This is a genomic window from Corynebacterium sp. HMSC078A10 (assembly GCF_001811565.1).
GTDB classification, from domain to species: domain Bacteria; phylum Actinomycetota; class Actinomycetes; order Mycobacteriales; family Mycobacteriaceae; genus Corynebacterium; species Corynebacterium hesseae.
Genome location: NZ_KV805228.1, coordinates 20,914 through 41,486 on the forward strand (window position 1 = coordinate 20,914; position 20,573 = coordinate 41,486).

Here is a 20,573-nt window from a genome sequence, read left to right on the forward strand (position 1 = left end):
CCGCTAGGACCACCTGCCCCGGGGTATTAAAATAGCGCGGAAGAGTTTTCCGGACGTAAAGGTTGTGTGGAGTGGACCGTTTCCTGCCCCGGCTCGGAGTCATTCTCGCAGCCGCCGTGCTGACTGCATGCCAAGCCAATCCCGGCCCGCCGCCGGTGGTGGACGAGGACGATCGCAGCGCCACGCCCACGAACTCAAGCACCACCGCCCCGCCGCCGGAGGCAGCACCCGAGGAAGACACACTGCCGAAGCGCAGTACCGTGGCCATCGGGGTCGACCCGCTGCGCGGCGGGCTCAACCCGCACCTCGTGGCGAATAATTCGGAGCTGGTCAACCAAATTGCGGAGCTCGTGCTGCCCTCGGCTTTCCACGGGGACCAGATGGACACGGATGTCCTCGAATCCGCCGAGGAGATCGATGCTCCGGGCAGCATTGCAATGCGGGTGCGCTACACCATCGCCGCGCCAGCACAATGGTCCGATGGGACGCCGATCAGTGGCTCCGACTTTAATTACTTATGGTCCCAGATCTCGCGCACTCCGGGTGCTAAAAACGTGTCCGGCTACCGGGCGATTTCGGCCGTGCGGACTTCCGGTAATGGGCGAGTGGTCACCGTGGACTTCGACCACCGCGTGGAGGATTGGAACAAGCTTTTCGCCCACCTATTGCCCTCCCATGTGCTGGAGGACAAGGACTTCACCTCGGCCTTAGCTGAGGGTATCCCAGCCTCTGCTGGACGTTACCTCGTAGAAGGGATGGATCGCGGGCGAGGGATTATCACGCTTAACCGCAATGACCGGTTCTGGGGAGAGGATCCCGCACATATCGACGTGATCCAATTGCGCGCTGTGCGCGATACCGCACAGGCGGTGAACATGCTGCGCTCGCACCAGATCGGGTTTGCTGACTTCACCCCGCAGCAGACCACCCTGGAGAATTTGAGCCTGCTCAGCAACGTCAATACCGGTGTGGTGACCCGGCAGCGCCAGCTCCGCCTGGAGATGTCGGCCGCCGAGGGCGCTCTCGAGGAGCAGCCGCAACGCCGCGCTTTGGCTTCACTGCTCAACACCGACCAGCTGGCCCGGCTTGCCACCGGCCGCGCTGCGGAGCTCGAACCGGGGGAGAACCCCTTCGATAGCAACGCAGAACTTGCCCCGCTGCGCGAGCGTGCGGGCCGCAAACCCGTGCGCATCGCCGCGGATCCCCTCAATCCAACTGCCCTGGCTGCAGCCACCACCATCGTGGACGTGTTGCAAGCCAAGGCCATCGACGCGGAGCTCGTCACCGAACGCCCGACCACCATTACTTCTGACTTGCTCCCGGCTGGCAAGGTAGATGCCGTGGTGGCGTGGGACGAAAACGGCAGCGATGCGCTGAGTTTGGCTAACTACTTCGTGTGCGCAACGCCCACGCGGCCTGCGGCAACGCAGTCGGAGTTCTGCCCTGAAGAGTCCGCGAAGACTGCTACCGATATTTTGTCGGGAAAGCTCGATTCAGCAGCGGCTCAAGAGCAGGTGGAGCACCTCAACAAAGAAGAAGTTCTCTTCGTCCCGTTGCTTAATGAGGTGCGAATCCACGCTTTGGGCAAGGGTATTGTTGGCCCCGGACAAAGCATCAAGGACTGGGACTCCGGTCTGATTAGTGCACCGCAGTGGAGGAAAGACGATGAATAAGGATCTCACCGGCTACCGTGTCGTGGCCGTTCACGCGCACCCGGATGATGAGGTGCTCTTTACAGGCGGCACGTTGGCGGACTTGTCCGCGCGCGGTGCGGAGGTCACCGTGATTACCGCGACGCTGGGGGAGGAGGGCGAAATCATCGGTGAGCCCTACCAAGGCCTCGCGGAAACAGATCAGCTGGGAGGGTTCCGCGCTTGGGAGCTCAAGCACGCGCTCGATGCCTTGGGCGTTGAAGGAATCCAGCTGGGCGGCTTCGGGCATTTTCGTGATTCCGGGATGGAAGGTTCCCCCGCCCATGATCACCCGCGGGCCCTGGTCAACCGTGTGGAGGAAGCAGCAGACCTGTTGCGCGGCCACCTTGAACAGCTGCGACCGCACGCGGTGCTGACCTATGGTCCGGACGGTGGCTACGGTCACCCAGACCACATCGCCGTGCACAAGGCCGTGCACACGGCCGCCGCGCCGGAACAGCGCATTTGGTGGGCCGTCTTTGAGCGTGCCGCGCACTATCGCGGCCTCGAGGCTGTTACTCCTCCGGATGGCTGGAGCCTGCCGGACAAGACGTACCTGGACAACTTCACCAACGCCGGCTGCGACGTGACCTACGCGCTCAGCGACGCAGCACTTGCTGCCAAGCGCGCCGCGATGCTGGCCCACGCCACGCAGATCTGGCTTGCCGACGGCTCTCTCACCACCGTCAACCCCCACGCCGCCCAGGCGGGTCTTAAGGACCCCGCCCAAGTCCCCGCCGCCTATGCCTTGTCCAACCTGCTCACGATGCCGCTGCTGCGCCAAGAGTTCTACCAGCTTGGTCAGGGAGAGCCACAGGATTCATTGCTGGGGGAGAAGTGAGCGAGCGCGCCATTCGCACTGATTTCTCCCGGGGCGAACAGATAGGTGGCTTGGTGTGGCTGGTCTTGGGAGCGCTCTGCTCGCTGACCCTCGAGGTGGTTTATCTCACCGCGCGTCTGCCGTGGCCCGGCGAGTCCGGGATGGCCTTTCCCATCACCATCCTCATCGCCTTCTGGTTCAACGGGGTGTTGACCCGCACAGCGCGTCTGTGGAGTGAGAATCCCTACATCGCAGGCGTGCCAGGACTGGCCTGGGTGGGCGGTTTTCTCGCATTCATGCTGGGAGCCGCCATCGGGGATGGCAGTCTGCTGGCCAATAATATTCTCAGCCTGCTGCTGTTCGCTGCGGGAATCGCGGGCAGCGTTTGGCCATTTTTCGCCTCGGAGTAGCATACTGTTATTCGTAGAAAACCCGTGACACACAGGAGTTTAAACACCTTATGACTTACACCATCGCGCAGCCCTGCGTCGACGTGATGGACCGCGGCTGCGTTGAAGAGTGCCCGGTCGACTGCATCTACGAGGGCAAGCGCATGCTCTACATCCACCCAGACGAGTGCGTGGACTGCGGCGCCTGCGAGCCGGCTTGCCCGGTGGAGGCCATCTTCTACGAGGATGACGTCCCGGATGAGTGGCTGGACTACAACGACGCCAATGCCGCCTTCTTTGATGATCTCGGCTCCCCGGGTGGCGCGGCAGCACTTGGACCTCAGGACTTTGACGTCCCGATGATCGCTAAGCTCCCGCCCCAGAACCAGGAGTAGAGCATGAGCCGCACGCCGCTTGGACAGACGCTTCCGGATTTTCCGTGGAACTCGCTCGCCGGTGCCAAGAAGAAAGCCCAGGCGCATCCGGACGGGATCGTTGATCTATCGGTGGGTAATCCCGTTGATCCAGTTGCCCCTGGCGTGCAGTTAGCGCTGTCAGCAGCGGCCGAGGCTCCCGGCTATCCGCAGACTCAGGGCACTCCGGAGCTGCGCGAGGCCATCGCGAAGGCACTTGAGCGCCGCTACACCATGAACGTGGACGCGGTGCTGCCGGTCATCGGCACCAAGGAGGCTATCGCCTGGCTGCCCACTTTGCTGGGCATGCGCGGTGAGACCGTGGCTTTCCCGACGGTGGCTTACCCCACCTATGAAGTCGGCGCCCTCTTGGCCGGTGCTAAGCCCCTGCGCGCCGACGAGGACTTCCAAGATGCGTCGCTCGTGTTCATTAACTCGCCGTCGAATCCGACGGGCCGGGTGTTGGGCGTCGAGAAGCTGCGTGAAATCGTCGCCTGGGCGCGTGCGAACAATGCCATCGTGGCCTCGGACGAGTGCTACATGGGCTTGGGTTGGGACGATGAGAACCCGCCGGTGTCCATCTTGGACCCGCGCGTGACCGATGGCGACAATACCGGGCTTATCGCCATGCATTCGCTGTCCAAGAGCGCGAACATGGCCTCCTATCGCGCCGGTTTCTTTGCGGGCGATGCCAAGCTCATCGCCGAGCTGCTGGAGCTGCGTAAGCACGCAGGGCTCATTGTTCCAGGCCCCATCCAGGCGGCCATGGTTGCCGCGCTTGACGACGACCCCTCCGAAGCCCTCCAGCGCCAACGCTACGCCGCGCGCCGTGTGGAGCTCATGCGGGCGCTGACTGGAGCTGGTTTTAGGATCGAGCACTCCGGGGCTGGGCTCTACCTGTGGGCAACGCGCGGTGAGAACTGCCGCGAGACCGTCGACTGGCTGGCCGAGCGCGGCATCCTCGTTGCACCGGGTGATTTCTATGGCCCAGCGGGCGAGCAGTTCGTGCGCATTGGCCTCAACGGTACGGACGAGCGCATCGCGGCGGCGGTGGCGCGCTTGGCTGAGTAAGTGGCCTTTCGCCCACCTGCGCGGGAGGGGATTAGCCCGCGCAAGGTGATGCTCACTGGAATCGTGCCCGCCACACCTACCTATTGGGCAGGTGAGGCGGGCGATTCCGCGTTTTCTCCTGGCACTCGCTTGGAACCAGGCACTCTACTTCCTGGCCCTACGCTGGCGTGGTATCACCCCTCGGTACCTTCCGAAGAGCCCATTCCCTTTGATTACCGGGTGGTATATGAGGACGGGGACCTGATAGTCGCGGACAAGCCGCACTTCTTACCCACGACGTCGAATGGGCGCATCGTCCGCGAGACGCTCCAGACACGCTTGCGCGTGGACTTAAATGAGGACTTCATCGTGCCGCTGCACCGGCTGGACCGGTTGACTTCGGGGTTGGTGCTGTGCTCGCGCAATCCCCGCACGCGCGCTGCGTATCAGCAACTCTTTCAGAAGCGTGCGGTGGTGAAGCACTACCGGGCTCAGGTGGCCGCGCCCTTCTCCTTCGGCGGCACTGTACGGCTGGGTATGCGGCGCGTGCGTGGTGAACGCCAGGTCCGCGTGGATTCCACCGGTACGCCTACGGTGACCCGCGTGTGTGCTAGTGGAACGACTGCCGATGTATGGCCGCTCACCGGCCATACCCACCAGATCCGCGTGGTACTTAACCACCTGGGACATCCGATTGTGGGGGATGATACTTATCCCGTGGATCGAGGCTTGGATCTTTATGATTTCTCCACGCCGCTGCTGCTTTCCCATGTCGCTTTGAGTTTTAGCGATCCAGTTACCGGCCGCAACCGGGAGTTTCAGCTGTGAGATTGGGCGCTAATGCGGCGTGCGTTTTAGTTTGTGCTGAATGAGGGACTAAACTCAAACGAAGTTTTATTCATCATATTTGAGCATTTTGTACGAAGGGCGTGTCCATGGCGGATCTGAGCTTTGCTCGCTTTGCCTCGAATTTTGGCCAGTTCATTAAGTTCGGTCTGGTTGGCGGTTCGGGCGCGTTGGTCAATATTGCAGTTTCAATCCTGGCCGCAAAGTGTGGATTGTCCTGGTTCGGCGCTACGCCGCATGACGCGATGTTCAACCTCTTCGGCACCCAGTTTCACGTGCGCTGGTTCATGCTCTTTTCCACCATCGCCTTCCTCGTTGCGAATACGTGGAATTACCAGCTCAACCGCATGTGGACTTTTAAATCCGTTAGCAAAGTCTCGTGGTTGCGGGGTTTCTTCCCGTTCCTCATTACGGGCATTGGCGCGTATTTGGTAACTCTTGCTGTGCAGTACTTGCTGATGAATCCGACCTCGCCGTTGCAGCTGCCGCCGCATATTTTCGACGACTCTACCGGCTTCCGCACGATGTACTACTGGGCCAATGCCATTTCAATCGTGGTAGCCATGCCGATTAACTTCATCTTCAACAAGCTGTGGACCTTCCGCTCGAAGCCCAAGGCGCCGGTCGTGGTCCACGAGACGGAACCGGCTTAAAATCGACCCTTCGCCCCGCCTGCCCTTCGCGCTCACCAGCGACGGCCGGTGGGGTCTTTTCGATGCTGCGGTGAGCGGGAAGGGGGGCGTCGGCAAGCAGATGCTCCCTTCGCGCTCACCGGAAACACGACGAGGCAGCGCTCCATCGCCCTGGTGAGCGCTTAGGGGTAATTGGTGGAAATGCCTCCTTCGCGCTCACACGCGTCCAATAGATTCGGTAGCTACTGCTGCCGGTGAGCGCGAAAGGGCGTGTTAGCGGTTTGACCGGTGAGATGGCGGGATGAGATGCACTTCGGCGCTTGGTTCGACGTGGCCCTATTCTCCCTTGGCGCTCACCGGCGCCTGCAAAATAGAGGAACCCGCCGTCCGCGGTGAGCGCGAAGGGCGGGATGGAGGAAGGTGGGCGGGGAAGAGCTGCCTAGTCGTCGAGCTCGGCGTCGAGGCGCTCTTGGTCGCGTTGGTGCTGGCGGCGGCGAAGGAATGGCGTGAAGATGATGGCGGCGGTCACGCCTGCCCCAGCGCCAACCAAGTAGGAGGTGGAGTCCGGTGCGTAAGCGTTATGGGCAATTCCGACGAACATCACAATGAGCGGGATGAGGTAGACGGCCATGGCGGACCAATTACGGCCAACAGATGGGGTAGCGACTCGTTTGCGCAGCCACGCCGTGCCGAAGAGATTGCCGATGATAGACGGCGCGATGGCGAGGAAGCACAGCATGCTCATCTGACCAGGGAGGACCCAGGCGAGGATGGCTGCGGCGACAAGCTCGAGGAAGAGTTTCGGGGTAGCGCTGATGGCATACGCCTTGTAGAAAGTTTCGCGTTCGTATTCGTCGCGAGAGGCGCGTTCGATCTCGTTGAGGGTGTAGTTGGCCAGGGCGTTAATCATGTTGTTCATCTCCAAAGACTTCTTCGACGGTTTTTCCTAGTTCGCGGCAAATCCCGAGAGCTAGGTGCACAGATGGGGAGTAGTTGCCGCGTTCGATATTGGCGATAGTTTGGCGGGACACGCCCGCCTGTTCAGCGAGGTCAGCTTGAGACATCTCGAGCCACCGACGCCATTTGCGAACCATGTTTTGGTGCTCGGCCATCTGGTCTCCTTTACGGTGTGTCGCGTTTACATGTCTTAGTGTAAAGACAACTTGCCAGTAGAGCAAGAGTTACATGCAAACATGCCATGTCCAGTAGGGCTGCATCACCACAGCCGGCAGCTTCGGTTTACGGCCTTTGAGCTGTTCAAGTGTGGTTTTGATGAGTAGAACTGCATCGTCGAGGTGGTAGCGGATATCGTCGGCAGTAAAGCGCAAAACCGTATAGCCATGTGCCACTGCGGCGTTCTGCTTCGAGCGGTCTGCTTGAAAAGCGCGACTATGTTTGTGGTGCTCCCAGCCGTCGACCTCGACTATGAGCTTGCCAATCTTCAAGTCAAAGCGGTAGCCCGCGATGAGCGCATTGTGTTCAGGGAAGATTCCGTCCGTGCGCAGTCTTCGACTGAGCTGGCGCTCCGGCACGCTGTCTGTGCCGATGGGCGTGCGACGGATAGTTTCCTTCAAGCGTTGTGGGACTCGCCGCATTCTCCGCCGGTCATCTTCGAGGCGAGCAGGGCCTGTCTTGCCGCGATAATGCTCTTCCAGCAATTGACCACACGCTGCGGCTATTCGCCGCGCCGCCCAGAGAACCTGAATGACCGGAAGTCCGTTGACCAGGGTTGTGGCCGAAAGCCGCGAATGCGTCACCCGAAAGCTCTTCCCCTTGAGCGTTCGCGGCCCCTCGGCCTCCAGCGGAAACGTCAAATTCCGCCCCAAGTGAATCTCCTGCGCGGTCTTACCCGTGAAATGTATTCGACTCAGCCCGTGAGCCAGAGCTTGTGCCACAGCTAACGGCGACCACTCATCGCTATAAATCCCCCGATGCACGCGAAACAGCTTTCCCGCGCGAAGCTTCCGCCGGATTGCCTCCTTGCTCAACCCCATCTCGCGCAGCTCTGCGGTAGTCCATGCCTTCATGAAACTCAAGGTATGCAGTGCTTGGCGACGAGTCGATAGTCAATTCTCCGCCTGTGGATAACCCTGCCTCAAAAGCCAGATTTTGAGGGTTTATGTTGACGCGTCGTCTTCCTGTCTAGCGCATTCCCTATCGTTTGGGCTTTGCAGTGTTCGGATCGCCGCATCGATTCGGCGTTGTCGACCAACACAGCCCCTTAAATCCCTCCGCGCCCTTGGCGCTCACCGAGCTCGCTGATTAGCTGCTAGAGCTTTCGGCGGTGACCGCGAAGGGCATAGGCTTGGTCGGGAATTGCATCGGTGAGGTTGGGAATTGCATCGAGCGCCGTTCGGGTCCACCTACCTTTTGCGCTCACGGGGCAGGCGCCTGTCATAGTCCGCCCTTCGTTGGTGAGCGCGAAGGGCGCTTGCTGGGGTGACAGCTCATGCGGCATGCCCTTGGCGGCCACAGGGATCGAAGAAACGGTGCTACGCAGTGCGCCGGTGAGCGCGAAGGGGGTGGGGTGGCTGCGAGGAGGAGTGAGGAAGGGACGCGAAGGGAGTGGAGCGGCAGCGGGAGGGGCGGCTAGCGGGCCTTCAGCGCCTCGGCTGTCGGTAGCGGCAGGCGCGCGGTCGGGGAGATTCCGCGGGCCTTAGCGTTGATCACGCCCGCGACAGCGAGCACAGCGAACATGGCGGCAGCGGAGTAGAGCTGGATGCGGGCGGAGGCGTCGCTAAGCATGAGCACTGCGATAGCTGCAAAGAGCGCCAATGCGAACCACGTGAGGTAGGGGTAGGCCCACATGCGCACCGGCAGTGGGTGGATGGCCTCGAGCCGGGGGCGCAGGCGCAGCTGGCTCACTGCAATGAAGACCCACACGATGAGCAGCGAAGCACCAGCGGCGTTCAGCATGAAGGACAGCAGCCATCCGGTATCCGCATAGTTGAGAACAACCATGACTGCGGAGAGGATGACCGACAGCGCAATGGCGGCAGTCGGCACGCCGCGGCGGTCTGTCGACGCGAAGAGTTTGGGGGCTTCGCCGCGGCTAGCCAGCGAGTGCATCATGCGGGAGGAAGCATAGATCTGCGCGTTGAACGCTGAGAGTAGCGCGAGCACGATGACCACTTCCATGATGGCCGCAGCACCAGGGATTCCAGCCCGGTCCAAGACCATCGTGAACGGAGACTCGGCGGCAGATTGCGCGGAGCCGAGCGAAGAGTAGGGCAGGAGGAAGGTGATGACGAGGACGGAGCCCAAGTAGAAAACCGAGATGCGAGTAATGGTGGTGCGCACCGCGTTGACAAGGGACTTCTCGGGGTCCTCGGATTCCGCTGCGGCAATGGCGACGACCTCGATGCCGCCGAAGGCGAAGGCCACGGCGAGCAGACCGGCGGCCACGCCGCCGAGGCCGTTGGGCATGAAGCCGTCGGCAAGGAAGACGGACGTCCCGATGAAGGTGTGGCCAGGAAGCAGCCCGAAGATCAGCAGCGCACCGATGACAAGGAAGGCAATGATGACGGCGACCTTAATGAAGGCGAACCAGTACTCGAACTCGCCGAACAAGCGCACACGCAAGAGGTTGATGGTGCCAAAGAGCGCCACGCAGATGGCCGCGGGGATCCACGGCGGGCAGTCGAACCATGCGCCGATGAAACCAGCAGCGCCCGTAATTTCCGCGCCGAGGACGGCGACGGTGGCAAGCCAATAAATCCAGCCCTGTGTGAAGCCTGCCCAGCGTCCGATACCGTGCTCGGCGTATTCAGAGAAGGAACCGGAAGCGGGGATGACCGTGCCCATCTCACCGAGCATTTGCATGACCAAGATGGCAAGGAAGCCAGCGATGAGGTAGGCCAAGAGAACCGCGGGACCGGCGGCGGAAATACCTACGCCGGTGCCTAGGAAAAGACCGGCACCGATAGTGGAGCCCAGCCCCATCATGGTCAGGTGGCGGACTTTCAAGCCGCTGCCGAGTGAGCTAGGAGAGGAATCGTTTTGAGCAGTCACCTTTAGCATTGTAGGCAGCTGCCAAGGCGTTTGGGCATAAAGGGGCGATTTTATAGCGCTTGTGCACAATGCGGAGGGCTTAAGTCCACGATCGCGAAAGGCCCCCGCAGAAACGGGGGCCTCAAGCAACAGCGCTTAGTTCTTGTGCAGATCCTCGTTGAGGGCCACAGCCTCAGACTTCCAGTCCACGGCCTCGACGGCGCCGGTGACGGAGTTGCGGCGCAGCAGAACGCCGGAGACGCCGGAGAGCTTAGAGCCCTTGACGGTCTCGCCCTCGGACAGGCCTAGTGCCTGCGCAATCTTGCCAAAGACCGCAATCTTGGTGCCGGCGGTGACGTAGAGGCCGGCTTCGACGACGGAGTCGTCGCCAAGCGAAATGCCCACGCCCGAGTTCGCGCCGAGCAGGCAGCGCTCACCGATGGAGATGACCTCCTTGCCGCCACCGGACAGGGTGCCCATGATGGAGGCGCCGCCGCCGATATCGGAGCCATCGCCCACGACGACGCCCGCGGAGATGCGGCCTTCGACCATGGAGGCGCCCAGGGTGCCGGCGTTGAAGTTGACAAAGCCCTCGTGCATCACGGTCGTGCCCTCAGCCAAGTGGGCGCCTAGGCGCACGCGGTCGGCATCACCAATGCGCACGCCAGACGGGACGACGTAGTCCACCATGCGCGGGAACTTATCCACGGAGTAGACCACGACCGGGCCGCGGGAGGCGAGGCGGCCGCGGACCATCTGGAAATCGGCAACCGCGCAGGGGCCGTAGTTGGTCCACACCACGTTGGCCAGCTTGCCGAAGATCCCGTCCACGTTCAGGCCGTGAGGCTTGACTGCGCGGTGAGAGAGCAGGTGCAGGCGCAGGTAAGCGTCGTAGGTATCGGCGGGTGCTGCGTCAAGGTCCGCAATCTTAGTCTCCACGGCGATGCGGGCGACGCCGCGCTCCTCATCGGGGCCAACCAGGTCAGCGAATTGCTGCGGAACCTCCCCCAAGCGCTCGGTGCCGCTGGCGTCTACAGAAATATCGGTGTGAACTGCCGGGAACCAAACGTCCAGGACGGTGCCGTCGTGGGTAATGGTTGCCAGGCCGCGTGCGGATGCTGAAGTCATAGGCTCACACCCTAGCAGCTACGCCTCTGTCGTGCGCCGTGAGTTACCCGGTAGTAGGTGAAAGATCACAACCAGGGCCACGGTCAGGATGAGGACGGCGAGGACTTGGTTGCGGGCGGAGGCGTCGAAAAGCATAAGAATTGTGAGGCCGACCAGCGCTAGGGCGGTGAGCCACGGCAGCCACGGGAAGCCCGGGACGCGCAGCGTGGTGAGCTCGCCGTTGGCCTGCATCTGTGGGTGCAGCTTGATATAGGAGGCCACGATGAAACACCAGATGACCAGCAGGCAGCCGCCAACCGCGTTGAAGAGGAAGGCCAACAATCCCGGCGGGTTCCAGTACTGCAGCACCACCGACGCAAAGGCGAAGATGATGGAGAGCACCACCGCAAAAATGGGGGAACCGGAGGCGTTCGTCCGAAGGAAGATGTGGTGCGCGCTATGGTCCTTCGCCATGTCATAGACCAGGCGGGAGGTGGCGTAGATCTGTGCGTTGAAGGCAGAGAGCAGCGCTAGGGCGATGATGGCTTCCATGAATCCCGCAGCGAAGGGGATTTTCGCGGCGGCGAGGACCAGTGTGAACGGCGAGTCCGCGGCGACGTCGGCGTCCTGGATGGAGCTGAAAGGCAAGGCCAGGGTGATAACCAGGATGGAACCGATGTAGAAGACCATGATGCGCACGATGATGGCGCGCACCGCAGTGGCGACGTTGTGCGCTGGATCCTCGGACTCGGCAGCGGCAATGGTGACCAACTCGATGCCACCGAAGGCGAAAGCCACGGCGAGCAGGCCGGCAGCAAAACCGGGGCCGCCGTTGGGCAGGAAGTTCTCTGTGAAGTTCTGTCCTGCCAAGGAGAGGTCCATTCCGGGCAGGATGCCCAAAGCCATGAGCACACCGACGCCCAGGAAGGCCACGATGGTGGCCACCTTGATAATGGCGAACCAGAATTCGAATTCGCCGAAACCACCCACGGCGGCAAAGTTGACCACGGCGAAGAACACCACAGCCACCAAAGCCGGTATCCACGGATCGACCCCGAACCAATTCGAGATAATGGCCGCAGCACCGGTAATCTCCGCGCCCATCACCATGACCAGCATGAACCAGTAAATCCAGCCCAGAGTGAACCGCGCCCACGGCCCAAAAGCCTGTCCTGCATAAGTGGAGAACGCGCCCAGCGAAGGGCGTGCGGCGGCCATCTCTCCGAGCATCCACATCACCAAGGCGATGAGCGCGCCGGCCACCGCGTAGGAGATGAGAACGGAGGTGCCGGACACCTGAATGCCTAGGCCCACGCCCAGGAAGAGCCCCGCACCCACCGCGGATCCGAGACCCATCATGGTGAGGTGGCGGGTTTTAAGTTGTGTGGCCGCTGCCATAGGGTGATCACCTTCAACGCTATTGATTGTTTGTAATGGGAAGTACTTTACGCAATGCGCTGAGCATCCGGGGGCGCTAGCATGGCGGGTTGTGACTTTAAATCTCTTCTCCGATCCTATCGAGCTCACTAAGGCCCTGGTGGATATCCCGAGCCCTTCCCATCACGAAGAGGCGATCGCCGACGCCGTCGAGGAGGCCCTGCGCGATCTGGACCAGGACACGGTGGAGGTGCAACGCTATGGCAACACCGTGTGTGCCCGGACGAACCGGGGTTTTGAAAGCCGCGTGGTCCTAGCCGGCCACATCGATACCGTTCCTCTGGCCGATAACGTCCCCCACACCATGTCGGAGGACGGGGAGATCATGTATGGCTGCGGCACCGTGGACATGAAGTCGGGCATGGCCGTCTACCTCAACGCTTTTGCGCAGCTATATAACTCCGACGAGCTGAAGCACGATCTCACCGTCATCGCCTACGAGGGCGAGGAGGTTGCCACCGAGTTCAACGGCTTGGGCCACCTGCAAAAGGATCACCCGGAATGGCTGAAGGGGGACCTCGCTCTGCTGGGGGAGCCTTCCGGCGCCATGATCGAGGCCGGCTGCCAGGGCACCATTCGCGTGCGCGTTACCGCCCACGGCACCCGCGCGCACTCGGCCCGCGCCTGGCTGGGGTCCAACGCCGTCCACACCTTGGTGCCGGTGATGCTCAACGTGGCCAATTACCAGCCGCGCGACGTGGAGATTGACGGCTGCACCTACAAGGAAGGCCTCAACATCGTCCACCTCGAATCCGGCGTGGCCACCAACACCATCCCGGATGAGGCCTGGATGTTCGTCAACTTCCGCTTCGCCCCGGACCGCAGCTCCGAGGAGGCGCTGGCGCACCTGATGGAGGTCCTCGGCGAACACGAGAACATCACCGTGGAGGTCGATGACATCGCCGGTGCCGCCCTGCCCGGTTTGGGTCAGCCGGCGGCACGCGCGCTTGTCGACGCCGTCGGCGGCAACGTCCGCGCCAAGTATGGTTGGACCGACGTGGCCCGCTTCTCCGAGATGGGGACCCCAGCCGTCAATTTCGGCGCTGGTGACCCAGGCTTTGCCCACAAGAAGGACGAACAAGTGCCCGTCACCCAGATCGCCGAAGTCTCGACCGCACTCTTGAACTACCTGAAGGGATAAGACCACCATGACGCCTGAGCAACTGCGCACCCTGCGCGGACCTCTCCTCGTGCGCACTGCTGGAGAGCAGTCTTCCACCTTTGACCAGCGCCTGCTGCAGTCCGGCGCGGATCACGAATGGCAGCATGCCGATCCCTGGCGCGTCCTGCGCATCCAAGGCGAGTTCGTGGATGGTTTCGACGCCCTGGCCAAGCTGCCGAAGGCCGTGACCGTCTTTGGTTCCGCTCGCACCCCGGAGGAGGATCCGAACTACCAGCTAGGTGTGGCCTTGGGCCGCCGCCTGGTAGAAGCCAAGTATGCCGTCATCACCGGCGGTGGCCCCGGCATCATGGAGGCGGCCAACTGCGGCGCGCACGAGGCCGGAGGGTTGTCTGTGGGCTTGGGCATCGAGCTTCCGCACGAGCAGGGCCTGAACCCCTACGTGGATCTGGGGCTTAACTTCCGCTATTTCTTCGCCCGCAAGACCATGTTCCTCAAGTACTCCCAGGCCTTCATCTGCCTTCCCGGCGGCATGGGCACCATGGATGAATTCTTCGAGGTCATGTGCATGGTCCAAACCGGCAAGGTGACCAACTATCCCATCGTGCTCATGGGTACTGAATACTGGTCCGGTCTGGTGGAGTGGATGAAGAAGACCCTGGCCGAGGGCGGGTTCATCAACCCCGAGGACCTCGATCTTTTCCTGGTTACCGACGATATCGATGAAGCCGTCGCCCACATCCTGGCCGCGCACAAGGTCATGTCGGACAAGCGCCTGCGGGAGCAGGAGAGCAAGTGACCCAAGCGCACAACCTCGCGCGGGTCATGGCGATTGTGAACCGCACCCCAGACTCCTTCTACGACAAGGGCGCCACCTTCGAGCTCGACCCAGCAATCCAGCGCGCGGAGCAAGCGCTTGACGACGGCGCCTCCATCATCGACATCGGAGGCGTCAAGGCCGGCCCGGGTCAGCATGTCGACGCCGCCGAGGAAATCGAGCGCGTCGTGCCCACCATCGCGGAGCTGCACCGCCGCCGCTCAGAGGCGCTGATTTCCGTGGACACGTGGCGCGCTGAGGTAGCAGAAGCGGCTATCGCCGCCGGTGCTGGTCTGGTCAATGACACGTGGGCCGGCTGGGACCCCGAACTCATCGAGGTGGCTGGCCACCACAAGGTAGGCTACGTGTGCTCGCACACCGGTGGCGTCACCCCGCGCACCCGCCCGCACCGCGTGCACTTCGATGATGTGGTTGCCGATGTCATCAGCGAGACCACGCGGCTGGCCGAGCGAGCCGCCGACCTCGGTTGCCCGGAGGAGCTGACGTTTATCGACCCCACGCACGACTTCGGCAAAAACACCTTCCACGGCTTGGAGTTGCTGCGGCGCATCGACGAGATCGTGGCGACCGGCTGGCCGGTGCTCATGGCATTGTCGAACAAGGACTTTGTGGGTGAGACCCTCGACCGCGCCGTGGACCAGCGCGTCGCGGGCACGCTGGCAGCGACGGCATGGTCGGCGGCACGGGGCGTGGCGGCCTTTCGGGTCCATGAGGTGGCCCCGACTCTCGACGTCATCCGCATGACCGCCGCCATCCAGGGCCAGATAGCTCCCTTGGCCACGACGCGGGGGCTAGCCTAAGCCATGACCGACAGCGTTTCTGTGGTTATCCCTGCGCTCAACGAGGAGCGCACAGTCGCGCACGTGGTGCGTGCCTGCCTGGCGGATGAACCTCTAGAGGTCATCGTCATTGATGCGGACTCGAGCGATGAAACTGTGGCTGAGGCACAGGCGGCAGGGGCTCGGGTGCTCAATTGGCGCGAGATCCTGCCTGAGAAGCCCCGACCCGGCAAGGGTGAATCCCTCTGGCGCGGCGTGGCGGCAGCTGAGGGCGACATCGTTGTCTTCATCGATGCGGACCTAGAATCCGCCGCGCCCGGAATGGTCACAGCGCTCAGCGAGCCCTTCGTGGATCCGCACGTCCAGCTGGTTAAGGCCCGCTATGCGCGCAGCCTGAACGGCAAGCCCACCGGCGGCGGGCGCGTGACCGAGCTGACCGCCAAGCCGCTTTTGCGACATTTCTTCCCAGAGCTCGCATACATTGACCAACCACTCGGCGGCGAATACGCCTTAAGACGCGCGGCCGCCATGGAGCTGCCGTTCGTGGAAGGGTACGGGGTGGAAGCGGGCCTGCTGATAGACGTCGCCAAGCGCTATGGCCCCTATGCCCTCGCCGAGGTTGACCTGGGCACCCGCACCCACCGTAACCGACCATTGGAGGAGCTGGCCCCGATGGCCGATGTGGTTGCGCGCACCATCCTGTCCCGTGCTGGCGTGGTTGGGCCTGTTGCCCAAAGGCCACCATTGCTGGGTAGGATTTAGCGCATGATGTCCTGGATTCTTCTTATCGTGGTGCTCATTGCCCTCATCATCATCGGCACGTGGGCGTGGGGAAGCTTCGTGGGCCGGGGGCCTGTCATGGGCGCTCCCGACAAGGCCGTGGATACCGATCGAGAGAATCTTCGGGCCCTCGAGGAGGGGCGCTTCGATGACCTGCGCTTTGACGTGGTTGCGCGCGGCTACCGCCAGGACCAAGTGGATGCCCTGTTGGCGGCAGTGGAGCGCCATTGGGGTGCCAAGGCGGCGTCATCGGGCGAACCTTCAGAACCTTCGGTTCAGGCCTAGGCCGAGCCTACAGCGACGAGTCTGCCGCCGGCGGCCGAAAAAGAGCTAGACTAGAAGGACGTACAAAATACAGTCGAAGGAGACTCAATATGGCAGCGATGAAGCCCCGTACCACTGGTGGAGAGATGGAAGCGGTAGAGGAGTCCCGCAAGATCGTCATGCGCATTCCTTCTGACGGGGGTGGACGCATTGTTATTGAGCTCAGCAAAGAAGAAGCAGCGGAGTTGGGTTCACTCCTCGTAGCAGTTTCTAGCTAGTCTAGGGAGCATGCTTTCACATATCGTCGATATTCTGGCCGATCCCGCCGATGGCAGCGCCCTTGAGGGCGCGGATGATTTTTCCCGCCTCGTGTCGGAGACCGGCCATTCCTATGACGTGGCCAAGCAAGGCTACGTCACGTTGGCAGCTGGTGCGGGTCTGAAGCATCAAGGTGACGATGCCGCGATGGTCACCGCCCGTGAAACCTACCTGGCGATGGGGCATTTCGCGCCCTTCGTGGAGGCAGTCACTGGAGCGGTGCAGGATTCTTTGGAGAGTCAGGACGCGGCTCAGCAAGCAGGCCTCAATGAGGACACCGCCCCCTCGCTCCTGGAGGTAGGCGCTGGCACGGGTTACTACCTGGCGCACACGCTCGATTCGATCGAGGGCGCTCGCGGCGTGGGCCTCGATATCTCTACGCATGCGGCTAAACACCTGTCAAAGTCGCACGAGCGCGTCGGCGCTGTGGTTGCGGATGTGTGGGAGCGCCTGCCCTTGAAGGATGATTCAATCCATGCCATCTCGGTGGTCTTCGCGCCGCGCAATCCGGCGGAGTTCCAGCGCGTTCTCGCACCCGGCGGGGAGGTCATCGTCTTGACCCCGCAGTCCGGTCACCTGGATGAGCTGCGAGAGCCGCTGGGAATTCTCGGCGTGGAAGAAGGCAAGGTGGATCGCCTCTACACGCAGGCGGAAGGGTTCCTTAAGCAGGCAGCGGATCCGGTCGATATTTCTTTCCCCATCGTCTTGGACAAGGCGTCCATCGCCGCGCAGGTAGGGATGAGCCCCTCGGCGCGCCACATTAGTCCGGAAGAGCTGGCAGAGCGCATGGCCTCCTTGCCGCAGACGTTGACTGTGACGGCCCACGCCCGTCTGGATCGTTTGCGCTCGGCCTAACTCATCGCTTGCGCTCGGCTTCTCATTGCCAGCCCTTGCTTTTCAGCCCCGGGGAACGGCCCTTCTTTCTTCGGAACGTCCCTTTTCTCTCCGGAACGACCCTTCGCGCTCACCGGCAATGGGTCCGTCGGAAGTTTTTAGCTCCTCCGTGAGCGCGAAGGGCGGGGCGGCCTGTGATGCAACCACCCCTGGGCCTGTTTGCTCACTGTGATCTGGAGCTTGCGCTGACGCGCTGGCTATTTCGCTGAACCCTTGCCTCGAAGCCACCCATCGAATTCTCCCTTCGCGCTCACCAAGAGCCTCAATCAGCCGTCATGACCGCTCCCGGTGAGCGCGAAGGGCGGAAGGGGAGCGAGTGGAACTGATGAGGCATGCGCGAGAAATGATGACCGCGAGCGCAGCGGCGCAACGTGGCCACACAACACAGTGGGCCCGCACACAAAAGGAGGCCCGGTTACCCCGGGCCTCCTTCTATGATCGTCGTTCGATGCTCTTAAGAGAGCTTGGTGCCCTTCCTGTTCCAGGACTGCTCAATAATAGCCTCGCCCTCGGTGCTGATTTCGATAGCAGAGCAACCACCCTCGAAGTAGACGCGGGAGCTCATGGCGACCAATCCGCCGTCTACGAACACCTCAACGCTGGCACCATCCTGAATGACGGTGAGGGTATCCGAATCGCCCTCGGCCAGCTTGGCCACTGCTGGCGCGGAATCCTTGAAGTAGTTGTCGAAGGACTTCGACATGGAGCGATCCAAGCTGATTTCCTCGCCCGTGTGGCGGATGACCGCAGCGGCGTCACCGGAGCCGTCCTTCAGCGTGACAGTCACGCTCGAGCCCGCCGGTACCTCCAATACACCTGTCCAAGACCGTGCGTAGTTCGAGAGCTTCACAGCATCCGGCAGCCCCTCCGCCGGAGTCTGGTAGAGCACACCGCCCTGCAGCGTGACTGCACGTGGCAGTGACAAGCTATTAGCCCAGTCCTCAGCCTCCCACGTGGGGTGCTTGGTAGCGTCATCACCGCGGCCATTGCCATTGAGCAGGCCGAGGATGACTGCGCGGTCGTAGCGGCGCTCCTGCGGAATCGTTCCGGTCGTGGTGTTGGTGTTGCGTGGCCGGGAGAAGTCATGGCCATAGTCCACACGCTGGAAACCTCGTGCCACGGTGAACACGGTGCCGTCGAGGCGGCCCACGATGTAGCCAGAAACGTCGCGGCCCTCGCGCTCTAAGGTGACGAAGAGGACATCGTAGATTTCCCTATCTACCTCGTCACGAAGGCGCACCAAGCGCGGTGACACCACCGGCGGGATGGGGGAGGTAGCCGGGACCTCGCCGTCTTCAAAGCCAGGGTCGCCGTCGAAGCTCAAGGGCCCAAGAAGAGTCCAAGATTCGCCATTGGGGCTGTCCAGAATTACCGGCATCGGGGCATCGGAATGACCGGTCAGCGCCAGCATCAGCCAGCCATCGTGTCCCTCTTCGCGGTCTTCCTTGGCCCAATCCGGGACCACGGAAGGCGAGCGGAAGCGGTCATAGTTGGTGTGGGCGCCCACGGCCTCCCCAAAGCGGACGACATCCGGATCGAGCGCAGAAGGGTCATCAGACACGATGCATTCATCGGCGTAGTCGGTATACCGCGCCAAGCGCACGCTGGTGCCCACCGAGGTCACCGAGGTGAAATAAAGGTTGAGGGCGTCCTTGCCCTCCGCCACTGAGCCTGCGCGTAGTGACAGCTCGCCACCGACGGGGGCGAGGACGTCGTCGCAGTCCAGCCACGCGAAGGCTGTTTCCTCGGAGGTGGAATGGCCCCAGCGCGCAGGCTGGCCAGCGTCAGGGCGGTACTGGTGGAACAAGTGCCAGGTATGACCGTCCCGGACGATTCCTGCGGGGGCGTCGAGGATCCCGCTATCGGGAACGAAGTGAAGTTCTGGGCGATGGTGCGTTTCTTTATGCGTCACGGCAGTCCTTCCTACATTAACGAGCGGTAAATGTCCACGGTCTGCTGCGCGATGGTGGCCCACGAGAAGTCCTCGATGGCGCGCTGGCGGCCCGCAGCACCGAAGCGTTGTGCCAGCTCTTTATCGGCAGCAACGCGGTTCACGGCGGCGGCAATATCGGCCTCAAAGGTCGCGTCGTCATCTGCGTCATAGTTGACCAAAACACCAGTTTCGCCGTCGACAACGACCTCGGGGATGCCGCCCACATTGGACGCCACCACGGCGGTGCCACAAGCCATTGCCTCAAGGTTGACGATTCCCAAAGGCTCATAAATTGAGGGGCAGACGAACACGTCGGCGCCGGAGTAGACCTGCTTAATTTCCTCGCGCGAGAGCATGTCCTTGACCCAGAACACGCCGTCACGCTGGGCGCGTAGCTCCTCCACGAGGGCCTCGGTCTCCGCCGCAATCTCCGGCGTATCGGGTGCGCCGGCACACAGCACAAGCTGAATGTCTTGGTCAAAGTTCTGGGCGGCTTTCAGCAGGTGCTTCACGCCCTTCTGTCGGGTGATCCGACCCACGAAGGCGGCGATGGGACGCTGCTTGTCGACGCCCAACTTATCCAGCACCGCCGACTCACCCGGTTGCCATACCTGGGTATCGATGCCGTTGAGGACCACGTGGACCTTGTCGGCGTCGATGCGGGGGTAGGCATCCAAGATCGAGTCTTTCATTCCGGCCGACACCGCGATGACGGCGTCAGCGTACTCCATGGCGTTCTTTTCCGACCACGAGGAGATCTCATAGCCACCACCAAGCTGTTCGCGCTTCCACGGGCGGTGGGGTTCGAGCGAGTGTGCGGTGACCACGTGGGGGATGCCGTACAGGCGGCTGGCAAGGTGCCCACCCAGTCCCGTGTACCAGGTGTGGGAGTGAGCCACATCAATATCGGAGGCGGCGTTGGCCATGCGCAGCCCTGTGGAGAGTGTCTGCAGCGCGGCGTTAGCCTCCTTCAACGAGGGATCAACGCCATGCACAAACACATCCTTCTCGTCGCGCTCAGAACCCATGCAGTGAACTGAAACATCGATGATCTCGCGCATGAAGCGCGTGAGCTCTGCAACGTGGACGCCCGCTCCGCCATAAATCTCCGGCGGATACTCCTTAGAAAAAATTCCGGCTCTCATAATCGCCAGAATACGGATTATCCACAGCTCGCGCTAAACCTTGAGAGGCCATGTGGCACGTTGGCCCGCGGGGGCGGCGAGAGGTCATCAAAAGGGGGTAAAAACAAGCACTCTTCGACTGCGCGAT

The 20,573-nt window shown here is 62.1% G+C and carries 22 protein-coding genes; 14 read left to right on the forward strand and 8 right to left on the reverse strand.

The genetic code is table 11. From position 1 onward, the window contains the following. Nucleotides 1-71: 71 nt before the first annotated feature. The 7 genes from HMPREF2808_RS11645 (at nucleotide 72) to HMPREF2808_RS11675 (ending at nucleotide 5,862) form a co-directional block, all read left to right on the forward strand. The gene (locus HMPREF2808_RS11645) at nucleotides 72-1,673 is read left to right on the forward strand and encodes an ABC transporter family substrate-binding protein (RefSeq protein ID WP_070624783.1); all 1,602 of its coding nucleotides are present in this window, start codon (nucleotides 72-74) and stop codon (nucleotides 1,671-1,673) included. After that, the gene (locus HMPREF2808_RS11650) at nucleotides 1,666-2,532 is read left to right on the forward strand and encodes a PIG-L family deacetylase (RefSeq protein ID WP_070624785.1); all 867 of its coding nucleotides are present in this window, start codon (nucleotides 1,666-1,668) and stop codon (nucleotides 2,530-2,532) included. Before HMPREF2808_RS11645 ends, HMPREF2808_RS11650 begins: the two co-directional genes overlap by 8 nt. After that, nucleotides 2,529-2,921 carry a hypothetical protein gene (locus tag HMPREF2808_RS11655; protein WP_070530376.1) on the forward strand — a complete coding sequence of 131 codons (393 nt, stop codon included), beginning with the start codon at nucleotides 2,529-2,531 and terminating at the stop codon, nucleotides 2,919-2,921. Before HMPREF2808_RS11650 ends, HMPREF2808_RS11655 begins: the two co-directional genes overlap by 4 nt. A 50-nt stretch (nucleotides 2,922-2,971) precedes the next feature. Beyond that, a complete protein-coding gene (gene fdxA, locus HMPREF2808_RS11660) occupies nucleotides 2,972-3,295 on the forward strand; it encodes a ferredoxin (protein ID WP_070524905.1) in 324 nt (107 codons plus the stop codon). Nucleotides 3,296-3,298: 3 nt separating this feature from the next. Continuing rightward, a complete protein-coding gene (gene dapC, locus HMPREF2808_RS11665; RefSeq protein ID WP_070624787.1) occupies nucleotides 3,299-4,384 on the forward strand; it encodes a succinyldiaminopimelate transaminase in 1,086 nt (361 codons plus the stop codon). Beyond that, nucleotides 4,385-5,191 (forward strand): pseudouridine synthase, encoded by an 807-nt coding sequence (locus HMPREF2808_RS11670; protein WP_070624789.1) that lies wholly within the window; start codon nucleotides 4,385-4,387, stop codon nucleotides 5,189-5,191. Between the two features lie 107 nt (nucleotides 5,192-5,298). Beyond that, entirely contained in the window at nucleotides 5,299-5,862 is a 564-nt protein-coding gene (locus HMPREF2808_RS11675) for a GtrA family protein (RefSeq protein ID WP_070562861.1), read from the forward strand. A gap of 418 nt (nucleotides 5,863-6,280) precedes the next feature. On the opposite strand, the gene HMPREF2808_RS11680 is transcribed toward HMPREF2808_RS11675, so the two are convergent. From HMPREF2808_RS11680 to HMPREF2808_RS11705, 6 genes are all read right to left on the reverse strand, one after another. Continuing rightward, the gene (locus HMPREF2808_RS11680) at nucleotides 6,281-6,760 is read right to left on the reverse strand and encodes a transcriptional regulator (RefSeq protein ID WP_227485796.1); all 480 of its coding nucleotides are present in this window, start codon (nucleotides 6,758-6,760) and stop codon (nucleotides 6,281-6,283) included. After that, the gene (locus tag HMPREF2808_RS13630; protein WP_070624791.1) at nucleotides 6,744-6,953 is read right to left on the reverse strand and encodes a helix-turn-helix transcriptional regulator; all 210 of its coding nucleotides are present in this window, start codon (nucleotides 6,951-6,953) and stop codon (nucleotides 6,744-6,746) included. The genes HMPREF2808_RS11680 and HMPREF2808_RS13630 overlap by 17 nt, the downstream gene beginning before the upstream one ends. Nucleotides 6,954-7,022: 69 nt before the next feature. Continuing rightward, complete coding sequence (locus HMPREF2808_RS11690) at nucleotides 7,023-7,868, reverse strand: type IV toxin-antitoxin system AbiEi family antitoxin domain-containing protein (RefSeq protein ID WP_070624793.1); 846 nt, start codon at nucleotides 7,866-7,868, stop codon at nucleotides 7,023-7,025. 562 nt (nucleotides 7,869-8,430) lie between these two features. Beyond that, complete coding sequence (locus HMPREF2808_RS11695) at nucleotides 8,431-9,861, reverse strand: amino acid permease (protein ID WP_070624794.1); 1,431 nt, start codon at nucleotides 9,859-9,861, stop codon at nucleotides 8,431-8,433. Nucleotides 9,862-9,987: 126 nt separating this feature from the next. Then, nucleotides 9,988-10,959 carry a 2,3,4,5-tetrahydropyridine-2,6-dicarboxylate N-succinyltransferase gene (gene dapD, locus HMPREF2808_RS11700; RefSeq protein WP_070624796.1) on the reverse strand — a complete coding sequence of 324 codons (972 nt, stop codon included), beginning with the start codon at nucleotides 10,957-10,959 and terminating at the stop codon, nucleotides 9,988-9,990. 18 nt (nucleotides 10,960-10,977) lie between these two features. Continuing rightward, entirely contained in the window at nucleotides 10,978-12,336 is a 1,359-nt protein-coding gene (locus HMPREF2808_RS11705; RefSeq protein WP_070624798.1) for an amino acid permease, read from the reverse strand. A 91-nt stretch (nucleotides 12,337-12,427) separates the two neighbouring features. Between HMPREF2808_RS11705 and dapE the strand changes: the two genes are divergently transcribed. From dapE to HMPREF2808_RS11740, 7 genes are all read left to right on the forward strand, one after another. Next, nucleotides 12,428-13,516 carry a succinyl-diaminopimelate desuccinylase gene (gene dapE / locus HMPREF2808_RS11710; RefSeq protein WP_070624799.1) on the forward strand — a complete coding sequence of 363 codons (1,089 nt, stop codon included), beginning with the start codon at nucleotides 12,428-12,430 and terminating at the stop codon, nucleotides 13,514-13,516. 7 nt (nucleotides 13,517-13,523) lie between these two features. Further along, the gene (locus tag HMPREF2808_RS11715; protein ID WP_070624801.1) at nucleotides 13,524-14,294 is read left to right on the forward strand and encodes an LOG family protein; all 771 of its coding nucleotides are present in this window, start codon (nucleotides 13,524-13,526) and stop codon (nucleotides 14,292-14,294) included. Between the two features lie 26 nt (nucleotides 14,295-14,320). After that, nucleotides 14,321-15,133, forward strand: coding sequence for a dihydropteroate synthase (gene folP / locus HMPREF2808_RS11720; RefSeq protein ID WP_154762078.1), 813 nt, complete (start codon nucleotides 14,321-14,323; stop codon nucleotides 15,131-15,133). Between the two features lie 3 nt (nucleotides 15,134-15,136). After that, nucleotides 15,137-15,874 (forward strand): glucosyl-3-phosphoglycerate synthase, encoded by a 738-nt coding sequence (locus tag HMPREF2808_RS11725; RefSeq protein WP_070624804.1) that lies wholly within the window; start codon nucleotides 15,137-15,139, stop codon nucleotides 15,872-15,874. Nucleotides 15,875-15,877: 3 nt separating this feature from the next. Beyond that, a complete protein-coding gene (locus tag HMPREF2808_RS11730; RefSeq protein ID WP_070530397.1) occupies nucleotides 15,878-16,177 on the forward strand; it encodes a DivIVA domain-containing protein in 300 nt (99 codons plus the stop codon). Nucleotides 16,178-16,266: 89 nt separating this feature from the next. Further along, a complete protein-coding gene (locus HMPREF2808_RS11735) occupies nucleotides 16,267-16,434 on the forward strand; it encodes a DUF3117 domain-containing protein (protein WP_010187237.1) in 168 nt (55 codons plus the stop codon). Nucleotides 16,435-16,444: 10 nt separating this feature from the next. Continuing rightward, nucleotides 16,445-17,329, forward strand: a complete 885-nt coding sequence (locus tag HMPREF2808_RS11740; RefSeq protein WP_070624806.1) for a methyltransferase domain-containing protein — start codon at nucleotides 16,445-16,447, stop codon at nucleotides 17,327-17,329. A 493-nt stretch (nucleotides 17,330-17,822) separates the two neighbouring features. Here the strand turns inward: HMPREF2808_RS11740 and HMPREF2808_RS11745 are convergent, their stop codons facing one another. Together HMPREF2808_RS11745 and glgA are read right to left on the reverse strand one after the other, a co-directional pair. After that, the gene (locus HMPREF2808_RS11745; RefSeq protein WP_070524938.1) at nucleotides 17,823-19,280 is read right to left on the reverse strand and encodes a GH32 C-terminal domain-containing protein; all 1,458 of its coding nucleotides are present in this window, start codon (nucleotides 19,278-19,280) and stop codon (nucleotides 17,823-17,825) included. 11 nt (nucleotides 19,281-19,291) lie between these two features. After that, nucleotides 19,292-20,446, reverse strand: a complete 1,155-nt coding sequence (glgA, locus tag HMPREF2808_RS11750) for a glycogen synthase (protein WP_070624808.1) — start codon at nucleotides 20,444-20,446, stop codon at nucleotides 19,292-19,294. Nucleotides 20,447-20,573 lie beyond the last annotated feature (127 nt).